General features: G+C 51.4%; 13 protein-coding genes and 1 rRNA gene. 5 read left to right on the top strand and 9 right to left on the bottom strand.

Annotated elements, in window-relative coordinates; genetic code table 11:
* The first annotated feature begins 107 nt into the window (after positions 1-107).
* A 5S ribosomal RNA gene (gene rrf / locus BM185_RS12890) occupies positions 108-223 on the top strand.
* 201 nt (positions 224-424) lie between these two features.
* On the opposite strand, the gene BM185_RS12885 is transcribed toward rrf, so the two are convergent.
* Positions 425-1,471: a zinc-dependent alcohol dehydrogenase family protein gene (locus BM185_RS12885; protein ID WP_245751765.1), complete on the bottom strand. Its 1,047-nt coding sequence runs from the start codon at positions 1,469-1,471 to the stop codon at positions 425-427.
* Positions 1,472-1,499: 28 nt separating this feature from the next.
* On the opposite strand from BM185_RS12885, the gene BM185_RS12880 reads away from it, so the two are divergent.
* Positions 1,500-2,375, top strand: coding sequence for an AEC family transporter (locus BM185_RS12880; RefSeq protein ID WP_245751764.1), 876 nt, complete (start codon positions 1,500-1,502; stop codon positions 2,373-2,375).
* On the opposite strand, the gene dksA is transcribed toward BM185_RS12880, so the two are convergent.
* The 3 genes from dksA to BM185_RS12865 all read right to left on the bottom strand — a co-directional run bounded on the left by dksA (position 2,372) and on the right by BM185_RS12865 (position 4,053).
* Entirely contained in the window at positions 2,372-2,806 is a 435-nt protein-coding gene (gene dksA / locus BM185_RS12875) for an RNA polymerase-binding protein DksA (protein WP_091964549.1), read from the bottom strand. The genes BM185_RS12880 and dksA overlap by 4 nt on opposite strands.
* Positions 2,807-2,881: 75 nt before the next feature.
* Complete coding sequence (locus BM185_RS12870; protein WP_091964547.1) at positions 2,882-3,313, bottom strand: hypothetical protein; 432 nt, start codon at positions 3,311-3,313, stop codon at positions 2,882-2,884.
* A gap of 35 nt (positions 3,314-3,348) precedes the next feature.
* Positions 3,349-4,053, bottom strand: a complete 705-nt coding sequence (locus BM185_RS12865) for a metal-dependent hydrolase (protein ID WP_177203562.1) — start codon at positions 4,051-4,053, stop codon at positions 3,349-3,351.
* Positions 4,054-4,229: 176 nt separating this feature from the next.
* Here BM185_RS12865 and fabV point away from each other — a divergent pair, with 176 nt between their 5' ends.
* Positions 4,230-5,438, top strand: coding sequence for an enoyl-ACP reductase FabV (gene fabV / locus BM185_RS12860; RefSeq protein ID WP_091964543.1), 1,209 nt, complete (start codon positions 4,230-4,232; stop codon positions 5,436-5,438).
* A gap of 158 nt (positions 5,439-5,596) precedes the next feature.
* Here fabV and BM185_RS12855 read toward each other — a convergent pair whose 3' ends face one another.
* From BM185_RS12855 to polA, 3 genes are all read right to left on the bottom strand, one after another.
* Complete coding sequence (locus BM185_RS12855; protein WP_091964541.1) at positions 5,597-5,827, bottom strand: hypothetical protein; 231 nt, start codon at positions 5,825-5,827, stop codon at positions 5,597-5,599.
* Positions 5,828-5,916: 89 nt separating this feature from the next.
* Positions 5,917-6,219 (bottom strand): 2Fe-2S iron-sulfur cluster-binding protein, encoded by a 303-nt coding sequence (locus tag BM185_RS12850; RefSeq protein ID WP_091964539.1) that lies wholly within the window; start codon positions 6,217-6,219, stop codon positions 5,917-5,919.
* Entirely contained in the window at positions 6,219-8,948 is a 2,730-nt protein-coding gene (gene polA, locus BM185_RS12845) for a DNA polymerase I (protein WP_091964537.1), read from the bottom strand. The genes BM185_RS12850 and polA overlap by 1 nt, the downstream gene beginning before the upstream one ends.
* 85 nt (positions 8,949-9,033) lie before the next feature.
* On the opposite strand from polA, the gene BM185_RS12840 reads away from it, so the two are divergent.
* Both BM185_RS12840 and BM185_RS12835 read left to right on the top strand, forming a co-directional pair.
* Entirely contained in the window at positions 9,034-9,312 is a 279-nt protein-coding gene (locus tag BM185_RS12840) for a DUF2782 domain-containing protein (RefSeq protein ID WP_091964535.1), read from the top strand.
* Positions 9,306-10,223, top strand: coding sequence for a lysophospholipid acyltransferase family protein (locus tag BM185_RS12835; protein ID WP_177203561.1), 918 nt, complete (start codon positions 9,306-9,308; stop codon positions 10,221-10,223). The genes BM185_RS12840 and BM185_RS12835 overlap by 7 nt, the downstream gene beginning before the upstream one ends.
* Positions 10,224-10,380: 157 nt before the next feature.
* On the opposite strand, the gene rsmB is transcribed toward BM185_RS12835, so the two are convergent.
* Positions 10,381-11,688: a 16S rRNA (cytosine(967)-C(5))-methyltransferase RsmB gene (rsmB, locus tag BM185_RS12830; protein WP_091964532.1), complete on the bottom strand. Its 1,308-nt coding sequence runs from the start codon at positions 11,686-11,688 to the stop codon at positions 10,381-10,383.
* The gene (gene fmt / locus BM185_RS12825; protein ID WP_091964530.1) at positions 11,685-12,662 is read right to left on the bottom strand and encodes a methionyl-tRNA formyltransferase; all 978 of its coding nucleotides are present in this window, start codon (positions 12,660-12,662) and stop codon (positions 11,685-11,687) included. Before fmt ends, rsmB begins: the two co-directional genes overlap by 4 nt.
* Position 12,663 lies beyond the last annotated feature (1 nt).

Below are 12,663 nucleotides of genomic sequence, written 5' to 3'. Positions count from 1 at the left end.
CGTAAACCGGATACGAAACAGATGATGCTTTGACGAAGCGAACGAGATTGCTTGCCCCTTTTTAGGCTGTTGGCCTTAGTAACACCGCCAGCAACCAACCAGTTACGCCTGACGACAATAGCGAGTGGGAACCACCTGATCCCTTGCCGAACTCAGCAGTGAAACCGCTCAGCGCCGATGATAGTGTGGGGCTTCCCCATGTGAAAGTAGGTCATCGTCAGGCACTTATTAAAGAAAAACCCCCAGCTCAAAGCTGGGGGTTTTTTTATGCCTGTTGATTAGGTTTCACAAATTGATCGGGATGAGCCAAAAAATCTACTTGAACACAGAATACCCAGCTTAAGGCTGGGTTTTCTGTGTTATGTAAAACTGATCAGTTGAAGTCGCCAATTAAAACAACTGTTAGTGTGTAGAGCCCATATTTCTAGCGTAGAAGCTGTATTTTTCCTACGGCCTTGCCTGCATCCAAGTAAGCATGGGCTTTAGCGATTTCAGTAAATTTAAAGCTCTCACTGGCCAGTAGGGGTTTAATTTTTCCTTCATCAATCAGCTGAGTCAGTGCTGCTAATCTTGCTGGTTCAGCTTCCATGCCTTTACCGGTCAGCATGGGAAGGGCACGAAAGACCACGTGAAGGGTTAAACTTTTACTGTGCATGAGTGACAGGTCATGCGTATTACGGCCATTGATGGTAACGACCTGTCCGGCCAAGCTGACTGCTTTGAAGCTGTTATCGAGTGATGCGCCACCAACTGTATCAAATACAATGGGAAAGCCTTCGCCAGCAGTGATGCGCTGGACATAGGCTTCAGGCTCTTCATTGCTATAGAGAATCACCTCATCTGCACCCAGGCTGCGGGCCAGTTCAGCTTTTTCCTGTGTGGAAACACTTGCAGCTACTTTGGCTCCTCTAGCTTTAGCTAGCTGGATAGCAACGTGGCCTACCCCACCTGTACCACCTTGAATCAGAGCCCATTGGTCTGGTTGGATATCAGCCCTTTCAACAAGGGCATTCCAGGCTGTCATGAAAACCAGAGGCAGGACAGCGGCATCTTCAAGTGGAAGCTGTTTGGGAGCCAGAGTGACCAGGCGTGCATCTGCGACCATTAAGTCAGCCAGAGCACCCTGGCGACCTTTCAAGCCACCAGCACAGCCTATGACGGCATCACCTTCTTTAAGATGAGTCACTCCTTCCCCGACTTGATCAATAATGCCACCAACATCTGCATTAAGAATGGCAGGCAGTTCAGGTCCAGCAGGAACCAGGCCTGCTCTTATTTTTAGTTCCAGTGGATTTACGCTACTGGCACGAACGCGAATACGCACTTCACCTGGACCTGCTTGGGGGTCAGGAATTTCAGCTTCTTGGAATACATCGTAATCGCCGTATTCTTTGATGACCATTGCACGCATAGTGTTTTGCTCTTCTTGTGGGTTGGTAGTAGAGTCTGTTTTCCAGTTTAGCTGCAACATATCACAAAATCATGTGTTAAGGATTCCAGTGTTCCTCACCATTATTAATATCGTTCTCCCCGTATTTCTTGTGGTAGCAACTGGCGCTGCTTATGCTCGTTGGCTTAAACCCGACTTGGCCTGGATTAACCGCATCAATATGGATGTTTTTATTCCAGCCCTGATTTTTTCGGTCCTATCTAGCAGTGATTTTGATCTTGGGGAATATCTTCACCTGGCTGTCGGTGCCTTGGTTATTTCTCTGGGCTCGGGTTTGCTACTTTGGCCTTTTTTACGTTGGATAGGTGTTGCCGGTAAAACTTTTCTGCCGCCCATGATGTTCAATAATACCGGGAATATGGGCATTCCCCTGTTAGTCCTGGCTTTTGGTGAAGCTGCTTTGCCGGCTGCAGTCACGCTGTTTATTACGGTGAACTTATTGCACTTTACGTTCGGTCTGTACATTCTTGATCGTTCGACCAGTTTCCTATCTTTATTTAGAGTGCCCATCGTCTTGGCTACTTTTGCAGGCTTGGTTTTTAGTTACTTTGACTGGCCACTGGTAGAGGCTGTGGCCTTACCCATTGAGATGTTGGGTCAAATCTCAATTCCCTTGATGTTGTTTGCTTTGGGTGTTCGCTTTTTGGATGTTGATTTAAGTGATTTGCGTCTGGGTGTAATAGGTGCGATTGCCTGCCCACTTTCAGGGGTAGCGGTTGCCTATTTAATTGCTCCCTGGCTAAACCTGCAGGGAGATCAGTGGGGAATGCTGTTGGTTTTTGCAGCCCTGCCTCCAGCAGTACTGAACTTTATGTTGGCTGAAAAATATCAGCAGGAGCCCCAGAAGGTCGCTTCTATCGTTTTGGCGGGTAACTTTGCCAGCCTTGCGATCATCCCTGGAGCTCTGTGGTTGGCGCTTCTTTAATAATTCATGCGCTGCTTGGCATAGTGGTGTTCTTGCTCTTCTTGTAGTTGCTTGGCTTCCAACGTGAGTTCAGCCGTAGGACGCAGCAGCAGGCGCCTTAAGCCAATAGGTTCTCCCGTTTCTTCGCAATAACCATAGTCACCGGACTCAATGCGCTCTAGAGCATCGTCAATTTTCTTTAGTAGCTTGGTTTCCCGGTCAGCTTGGCGTAAAAGCAGTGCTTTTTCTTCTTCAAGCGTTGCCTTGTCCGTTTCATCACCTTGCTCGGCCGGAGTAATTATATCCTGGCGAAGAGTTTGCAGGTGCTCTGTTACTTCTTCGCGCTGTGTTTTTAGGAGTTGCTTGAAGAAAGCCAGTTGCTCGGCGTTCATGTAACTGCTTTGGGGCATGGCCAGCAGCTCTTCCTCAGTTAGTATTCTAAGATTATTCATATCGCTACTCCTTGGTTACCCAGGAAGGTGCATTTCTAGAAGAGTATAACCAGCCTTGGGGATTTTGCCTGAGAATTAAAAGGGACTGACTTCAGTCACTTCGAGTATTAAACTGAAATCCTTGATAATTTCCGGGCAACCGTGCAGGGATCCGCAGCCACGTCCATCCTCTACACGCAACACATAGACACCGGGATCCAGCTTGCGCTCTATTTTGAAATTGCGTCCCTGGCCACTGCTCCAGTCTCTGGTAAGGGTTCGCCCCTGTAGATTAAATAGAGTGGCATCAGGGTAAACCGTATTGCTACGATTAGGTGTGCGGCTTTCCAACAGAATGTTGGATTGCTGTTCCAGCTCGAAATAAAAACGCACTACTTCATTCTCACTCAGTTGTCCCTGATAGGTTTTGCCTGGCTCCAGTTTAATGAAAGAGTCGGGGATACTAGTGGCGAGAAGGCTTCCAGAGAAGAGTAAGCTAATGAAAACAAACAGAAAATGCTTGAGCATCTTTATGATTCCTATAGTTTTTTCTATTGGATCTGTTATCTGATCCAGAGTTGCATCCAGGTGAGCATTTCATGTGGCCAGGGTAACAGCCAGATCAGGATAATCACCCCGATCAGTGCCATCAAGGAGCCGAATAGAAAATCCTTTTGGTAAATTTTAAGGGCCGTTCCAAAAGAGCGCTTTAAGCGGACACCTTCCAAGTCAACACTGTAGATCTCGTCCAGCAACAGGTGCAAGATAAATCCCATGAAAATGGCAACACCTTGAAGCCAAACAAGAAGGGGGTCCACTGCCAAGTGTTCGAGCCCAAGATAAACCCAGCCCAAACCCCAAAGTAAACCGACCAGTAAACTGTGACATAAACCACGATGGCGGGTGAAGCGTTGAAAAAACCAGGCCAGAGGATAGCGGGTGATTAACCAGGCAGCTAGAGCAGCAACCAGAACGGGCCAGCCAGGAAGCTGAGGCTCGCTTACCGACCAAATGGATGTCGAAGTTTCCAAACCTGGTTGAACCAAGGCTATGGCTATAAGCATTGCGATAACAGCAAAAATATTAAAGAGCCAGCGTACGGGGCGGGCTTTATCGACATCGACATCGGGCAAGAGGGTGCCCGCCACAAAAAAAACCAAGAGTGCCATACTGGCAGGCAAGGATAACTGATCACTAACCACAAGAAGCGTTGCCAGACTGCTACCTAGGGCGGCAGCTACGCCTGTATGGGTTGCAAAGTTGGCCATGGGTATACTCATAAAAACACAATATTTCAACAGCTTAACATTTGTGCTGGATGTATGAACAGTTTTTTTGTCCGGGCTTTGGGTGTCTGTTTGCTGACAGGTGTTTATAATAGCGCCCATGCTTATTCGGCCAGGCAGTTGCCTGGATGCTTATTAAGAAGACTTGAGGCAGTTCAATGATTATCAAACCCAAATATCGTGGTTTCATTTGTACAACAACGCATCCCACGGGTTGCTACAAAAATGTTCAAGAACAGATTGCCATAACCCAGAAGCAGGGTGTTAAAACCGAAGGCCCTAAAAAAGTCTTGGTGATAGGCTCATCAACGGGTTATGGATTGGCCGCCCGTATTACCGCCGCTTTTGGTTATCAGGCCGCTACTCTGGGTGTTTTCCTTGAAAAAGCGGGTAATGAGCGCAAACCCGGTACTGCAGGCTGGTACAACTCTTGGGCTTTTGAAGAAGAGGCTAAAAAAGCAGGTCTTTATGCCAAATCCATCAATGGCGATGCCTTTTCTCATGAAGTACGCGCTCAGGCGGTTGAAACCATTAAGCAGGATTTGGGTGAAGTGGATCTGGTGGTTTATTCCCTGGCATCCCCGGTGCGCAAACTCCCTGACTCAGGAGAACTCAAACGCTCTTCCTTGAAACCGATTGGCGAAGTTTACAAATCCACTGCCATCGATACTAACAAGGATGAAATCATCCATGCTGAAGTTGAGCCAGCAACCCAGGAAGAAATCGATGACACTATCCAGGTTATGGGTGGTGAAGACTGGGAGCTTTGGATGCAGGCACTGGATGAAGCGGGTGTTCTTGCCCAGGGTGCCAAAACAGTGGCCTTTAGTTATATCGGTACTGAGATTACCTGGCCAATTTATTGGCATGGTGCGCTGGGTAAGGCCAAGGAAGACTTGGACCGTGCAGCCAGTGAGTTGCATAAAAAGCTTGCTGATAAGTATTCCGGCTCAGCTAATGTTGCTGTTCTTAAATCCGTCGTTACTCAGGCTTCCGCAGCAATTCCGGTCATGCCCTTGTATATTGCGCTGGTCTACAAGGTAATGAAGGACAAGGGACTGCACGAAGGCACGATTGAGCAGTTGAACCGCCTCTATCGTAGCCAGCTTTACCGTGAAGACAGTCAGGCAATGGAGCTGGACGAAGCGAGCCGCCTGCGCCTGGATGACTGGGAGCTGCGCGAGGATGTTCAGACGGCCTGCCAACAGCTCTGGGAAGAGGTAACCAACGACAACCTGTTTGACGTCACCGACTATGCTGGCTACAAGTACGAGTTCCTTAAGCTGTTTGGTTTTGGCCGGGATGATGTCGACTATGAAGCTGAAGTATCGCCCCAGGTTGATTTTGAACCCATTCAGGTAAAATAATGACCTGAAAAAAAGGGGGCCTGCAGGCTCCCTTTTTTGAATCAACTTCTTGTTCAGGTTATTAAAATAAACTGTGGATCTGCGCAACTTTTCAGCAATATCTCTAAGGGATCTTGCAGCTGAGCTTGCCTGAGTTGCAGATGCAGCTGTTTCTACAGTCATACTGGCAACATTTTGACCTGACTAGCAACATCCTGACTAACCGCCGTTTGTTCTTCTAATGCCGTTGAGGTCTGATTGATGACTTCTGCTGTTGAAAGGGCACCCTGACGTATGTCTTCAATGCCTCGAACAGGTAAGGCCACGATTAAAATCATAAACAATAGAATACCGACAGCTCCCAAGCTCACCCAGTGGAGTTGCTGGAGCTGGCTATTGGCTTGATTCACTTTAGCAAGTCAAGGTGGGCACACGTAGGATAGTTGTTTCTTTTTGTGCCATTTTTTTTGCTATAAACCCAAGCGAACGATTTACAGCATTACAGGGAGCTCAGGGGTAGTGAGTTTAACGGGTGTGCAGGTGAGCTGATTTCCAACTGCTCACTGGCTGGATAGGCAATGCAGGGCAGAATTTTGCCCTGCTTGCGCTCTTTGGCATCTAGAGCGTGAGGCTGGCGACCCCGGTAATCGATCTGACCTCTGATAAGCTGGCAGGCGCAAACGCCGCAAACACCATTGCGGCAGGATTCACGCCAGGCCAGCCCTCCTGCTTGCAGGCTGTCCAGCAGGGGCTGGGTAGCCGCTGCGGATAGCTTAGTTGCGCCCACCCATAGCAGTGCCATCAGTGAGCTTCATCCCAGTTGTCACCACTGGCGGCTTCCACTGTTAGAGGAACATCCAACTGGGCGGCTCCTTCCATAGCGGGGACGATGCCTTGAATGAGCTCCTGAACCTGGTCTTCACGGACTTCAAACACCAGTTCATCGTGGACTTGCATGATGATGGCGGCATCCAGATTGGAAGCCTGAAGCCACTGATGGACAGCCAGCATGGCTTTTTTCATGATGTCGGCGGCTGTACCCTGCATGGGTGCATTGATCGCTGTACGTTCTGCAGCCTGGCGCTGGTTGAAGTTGCGGGCATTGATTTCGGGTAGGTACAACCGCCGTCCAAACAGGGTTTCCACATAGCCTTTTTCAGCAGCCAGCTTGCGGGTAGCATCCATGTAATTGAGAACACCCGGATAGCGATCAAAGTAGCGATCAATGTAGGTTTGCGCCTGTTGGCGCTCCAGATGCAACTGACGGGCCAGACCAAAAGCGCTCATGCCGTAGATCAGGCCGAAGTTGATCGCCTTGGCACTACGGCGTTGATCCGGGGTAACCTGATCCGGCGGAGTGCCAAAGACCTCGGCTGCTGTGGCCAGGTGGATATCCTGGCCTTCGGCAAAGGCTTTTAGTAACCCAGCATCACCGGACAGATGCGCCATGATACGCAGCTCGATTTGCGAATAGTCCGCAGCGACCAGCTGATAACCGGGTTCAGCAATAAAGGCTTGGCGAATCCGTCGGCCTTGTTCTGAGCGTATGGGAATATTCTGCAGATTGGGGTCGGAGCTGGACAGGCGACCGGTGGCAGTAACCGCCTGATGGTAGCTAGTGTGGACGCGCCCGGTATGGGAATCCACCAGCAGAGGCAGTTTGTCGGTGTAGGTGTTTTTCAGTTTCGATAGACCCCGGTGCTGCATAATGACTTTGGGTAGGGGAAAGTCGAGGGCCAGTTCTTCCAATACGGCTTCGGCAGTGGAAGGGGCACCCTTGGGTGTTTTCTTCTTGACCGGAAGCTTTTGTTCTTCAAAAAGAATTTCTGCCAGCTGTTTGGGCGATCCCAGGTTAAACGGGCGTCCGGCTAATTGGTGTGCTTCTTCTTCCAGCTCAAGAATTTTCTGGGCCATTTCCTGAGAATGGCGTTGCAGGTGGGGCACATCAATCTTCACCCCCTTGCGTTCAATTTTTGATAGCAGGGGCACTAACGGCAATTCCAGCTCGGTGAGCAGCTGCTGTAAACGGCCCTCGGCCTTCACCTGTGGTGCCAGCGTCTGATGCAGACGCAGGGTGATATCGGCATCTTCCGCCGCATAGTGACTGGCCTGTTCGATGTCGATTTGATCGAAGGTCAGCTGCTTTTTGCCCTTTCCGGCCAGGTCCTCAAAACTGGTGGTTTTGTGGCCCAGGTATTTGAGGGCAAGGGAATCCATGTCGTGACGGGTGGCGGTGGAATTGAGCACATAGGATTCCAGCAGCGTATCGGCGGCGATGCCTTGCAGCTCGATACCGTAACGGGCCAGCACGCTGATGTCATATTTCAGGTTTTGCCCTATCTTGCCCACTTTTGGGTTTTCCAACAGGGGCTTTAGCTCAGCCAGCACCTGATCTCGGCTCAACTGCTTAGGAGCGCCTGGATAGTCGTGGGTCAGTGGCAGGTAGGCCGCTTTCCCTGCTTCTATGGCAAAAGATAAGCCGACCAACTCGGCCTGCATATAGTTGAGGCTGGTGGTTTCGGTGTCAATGGCAAAGGCTTCAGCGCCTTGCAGTTTCTTCAGCCAGACCTGCCAGTCTTTTTCGTTCAATAGGGTTTCATAGGCACTGGCATCCAGGGGAGTGGTGTCTGCTGGTTGCTCGCTGGTATCGGGTTCACCCAGGGTCTTCAGCAGACCATTGAACTCCAGTTCACTATAAAGCTGGCGTAGTTGTTGCTTATCCGGTTGGGTTGGCGTCAGCTGGTTGTAGCTGAGCTCCAGGTCGCAGTCGGTTTTAATGGTTGCCAACTGATAGGAGAGGTAGGCCTGTTCCTTGTTTTCTTCCAGCTTTTTCGGGGTGGTTTTGGAGCCGCGAAAACCCAGTGCAGGAATTTCATCCAGTCGGGCATAGAGTTCATCCAGGCCACCTATACCCTGCAGCAAGGCCTGGGCGGTTTTTTCACCGATGCCTGGAACGCCGGGAATATTATCGGACTTGTCACCCATCAGGGCCAGAAAGTCGATGATCAGCTCGGGACCGATACCAAATTTTTCTTTCACACCCTCCACATCCAGAGTGCTGCCGGTCATAGTGTTAACCAGGGTCACCTGCGGGCAAACCAACTGTGCCATATCCTTGTCGCCGGTGGAAATGATCACTGGCTGATTCTGGCCGGCGGCCTTGCGCGCCAGGGTGCCGATGACATCATCGGCCTCGACGCCTTCAACAGCCAGGAGCGGTAGCCCCAGGGCGCGGACACAGGCATGCAGGGGTTCGATCTGCTGGCGTAAATCATCCGGCATGGGCGGGCGATGGGATTTGTATTCGGCAAAGAGCTCATCCCGAAAGGTCGGGCCCTTGGCATCAAAGACAATGCCGATGGGGCTGTCCGGATAGCTTTTTCTCAGGCTTTGAATCATGTTCAGCACCCCCTTGATGGCCCCGGTGGGCTGACCGCTGGAGGTCATCAGGGGAGGTAGGGCATGGTAGGCGCGGTAAAGATAGGAAGAAGCGTCAACCAGCAACAGAGGCTTGCTATTGGAAACTGTCATTGATGATATCCAGAATCTGGGGGTGGTAAGACTTTTTGGGTTACAATTAACGGACTACTACCAAGGATACCAAAGGAGAACTGGCATGATGAAGAAAATGATGCTCTTGCTGCTGCTTGCTTGCCTGAGTTGGGCTGGAGCCAGCAGTCTATGGGCCAGCGATCCTGACGAAAGTGAAATTATCATTCGTGAAGAAGAAGACAAAACTATTGAGGAGTTCTGGGTGGATGGCAAGCTGGAGGCAATCAAAATTACGCCCCGGGTAGGGCAACCCTACTATCTGGTTGATCCTGAGGGTCGTGCTTTGGATGATCAGGAAAGAGGCAGTATGCGCCTTCCCAGTTGGAAGATCTTTCAGTGGTAAAGAAAAAAGAGAAGTATTCTCATCCGGTTAAAGCTGCTCTGATTAAGGGCAGCTGGTGGCTGTTGTCGCGACTACCCTTGCGGGCCATTCAGGCGTTGGCTATACCAGTAGGTAAGCTGGTGTGGCGTTTTTCTGAACGAGAAAGGCGGGTTAGCCAGGTCAATGTTGAGCTTTGCTTTCCCGAAAAAACACCCTGGGAAAGAGATCAGCTGGCCCGCGGTGCCTTAATAGAAAATGCCCGCACCCTGCTGGAAATGGGCTATCTCTGGCTCAAGCCGACCGACAAGGTGTTGAATAAGGTGGTGCTGGTTGAGGGGATGGGCGCTATTGAGGCTCTGGTGGCAGAAAAAAAACCGGTGATCCTGCTGGGACCGCATATCGGCCAATGGGAAATGATCGGTCAATGGTTTCCGACCCAGGCTGCGCTGACGGGAATGTTTTCACCCTCGCGGGTGCGTGAGGTGGATGACTTCGTTAAAAGCGGACGCGAAAGAACCGGAGGGCGCTTGGTTCCTGCCGATGTGAAAGGTGTGGCGGCTTTGCTAAAGGCCCTGAAACGTGGGGAGGTGGTAGGTATCCTTCCTGATCAGGAGCCTGAAAAAGGCCAGGGCGGTGTTTTTGCGCCCTTCTATGGCGTCCCTGCCTTAACGGCTACCCTGCTGCCTAAATTGGTCAAGAAAACCGGCGCTCGGGTTTTTACTGCTTGTGCAAAACGCCTGCCCAAGGGTCAGGGTTATGACATCATCATCCTTCCAGCCGATGAGCGGGTTTACTCCGAAGATGAAGTGACTGCAGCTGAAGGCGTGAATGCCAGTGTTGAGCAGATTATTGAATATGCTCCTTTGCAGTACCAGTGGTCCTATAAGCGCTTCAAAAAACGCCCGGATGGTGGGCCACAGCCTTACCGTTGACTCTGCTTGTGCCAATTGGATGCCAAGCCTGCGCGAGCACAAGGTGCTGCCAGGTCAGGCTGTCCACAACGGGAGGTTGTGGCCAGAGTTTACAGGGATGTATTCACACGTCCTGACCGCTAGTGCCTTGTTGCTTTGACTCATCTCAAATCATTTCTTAATCGCTTGCTTTGACCAGAACCGCATAGTAAAAGCCATCCTGTCCGTTGTTCTGGGGCAAGAGCTGGCGTCCCCAACGCGTGGGCTGGCCCCAGTCGGCTTCAATGGGTTCTAGCTTCGCATCCGGGTGCTGGTAGGTGAAGTTAGCCAGACTGTGGTCATTTTCTTCCGGCAGGATGGAGCAGGTGGCATAGACTAGGGTGCCACCGGGTTTTAACAGCGGCCAGAGAGCCTTGAGTAGCCGTTGTTGCTGCTCGGCCAGGGCGCCAATATCGGTTTCCCGGCGCAGCAGTTTGATGTCTGGGTGGCGGCGTATCACCCCAGTTGCTGAGCAGGGCGCATCCAACAGAATACGGTCAAAAAGCTCACCATCCCACCAGCTTGCAGTATCTCCGGCATCGGCACATTTCACTTCGGCTTTGAGTTGTAGGCGTTGCAGGTTGTCATGTACACGGGTTAGACGCTTTTCTTCACTGTCCAAAGCAAATAACTGCAGGTCTGCACTTTCTGCCAGATGGGTGGTTTTGCCACCTGGTGCGCAGCAGGCATCCAATACGCGTTGTCCTGCAGCCAGATTCATTAGCAAAGGCGCCAGTTGGGCCGCTTCGTCCTGAACGCTGAACCAGCCTTCGGCATAACCAGGCAGCTGCAGCGGGCTGACCGGTGTTTCCAAAACCAGGCCCCAGGGGCTGTGAGCTGTAGGCGCGGCTTGAATATCTGCTTGATGAAGTGCTGCGAGATAAGCCTCCCGGCTGATTTGGCGCTGATTGACGCGCAGGGTCATGGGTGGTTGTTGGTTATTGGCTGCGCAAAGGTCCCGCCAGTGTTTGGGGTAGGCTTTCTTGATTTTCTTGAGTAGCCAGGGTGGGTGGGCCGTGGCTGGACTTTCCTTGTTCATTGCCAGCTCGACAAGTGCATCTTTTTCACGTTGGAAGCGTCTCAGGCAAGCATTTAAAAGCTTACTGGCCCAGGGTTTATTTAAAGCTTTGCTGGCTTCCACACAGGTATCTATGGCGGCATAATCAGCGACTCTTTCTTCCTGAAGCTGATAGAGACCGACAAGCAAGAGAGCCAAGACTTCAGTATCTTGACCTTTCAAGGGTTTTTGCAGCAGTTGCTGAGCATAGAAAAAAAGACGCGGGTAAAAACGGCAAACACCAAAGGCCAGTGCCTGGGCCAAAGCAGCTTCCTCAGGTGCCAGGTCTTTTTGAGCTCTGGGTAGGGTGACTGACAAGGAAGCTTGCTGATTAAGAACGGGGCCCAGGGCTTCTACACTGGCTAAACGAGCTGGTACGCCGGCATTCATAGATTGGAATCCGGTAAGGAAAAGACCTGGCCAGCCTGAAAGCGTTCTGGATGACCATTGAGCAGATCGGTGGCACTTAGCTGTTTGGCACCGGGGAGTTGCAGGCGGGTCAGCTTCAGACAACCTTCACCGCAGGCAATGACCGGGCCGTCTTTTTCGATATCCAGTAGGGTGCCGGGCTGGGCGTTGTGTTCGATGTCCAGAGGTTGGGCAGCCCAAACACGGATGACTTCTTCTTCACCTTCAGGGTTTTCCCCCAGGAACCAGGCAACAGGCCAGGGATTGAAGCCTCTTACCTGGCGGTCCAGCTCCGCAGCAGCCAGTTGCCAATCCAGGCGGGCTTCTTCTTTGCTCAGTTTACTGGCATAGCAAGCCTGGGTCTCATCCTGAATACTTGGCTCTAATTGGCCTTTAAAGAGTTTGGGCAGCTGGCTGACTAGGGCCTCACCACCTTGAGTTGCCAGCTTGTCATGCAGGCTGGCGCTGGTGTCTTCCATGCCAATAGGGCAAAGGGTTTTATAGAGCATGGCGCCGGTATCCAAGCCCTTGTCCATTTGCATTAGAGTAACGCCGGTCGCCTCATCGCCAGCCAAAAGGGCACGCTGAATGGGAGCAGCACCCCGCCATCGGGGTAGCAAAGAGGCATGAACATTAACGCAGCCCAGCCGGGGGATATCCAAAACAGCCTGAGGTAAAAGCAGGCCATAGGCGACGACGATCATCAGATCAGGTTTTAAGGCAGCCAGCTCCGCCTGAGCTTCAGGTGTTTTTAAGCTCAAGGGTTGATAAACCGGCAGCTGATGTTCACTGGCCAGTTGTTTGACAGGACTGGGTTTGAGTTTGCGGCCTCGGCCCGCAGGGCGATCTGGTTGGGTGTAAACGGCAACCACTTCCCATTCGGGGTGAGCGGCCTCTAGCAGGGCGCGCAGACTGGTGGCTGCGAAATCAGGGGTTCCGGCAAAAACAAGGCGCATG

This window comes from Marinospirillum celere (assembly GCF_900112235.1).
In the GTDB taxonomy this organism is placed as follows: domain Bacteria; phylum Pseudomonadota; class Gammaproteobacteria; order Pseudomonadales; family Halomonadaceae; genus Marinospirillum; species Marinospirillum celere.
Note: the sequence above shows the minus strand (reverse complement) of the source record. Positions and strands in the feature narration are given on the sequence as shown.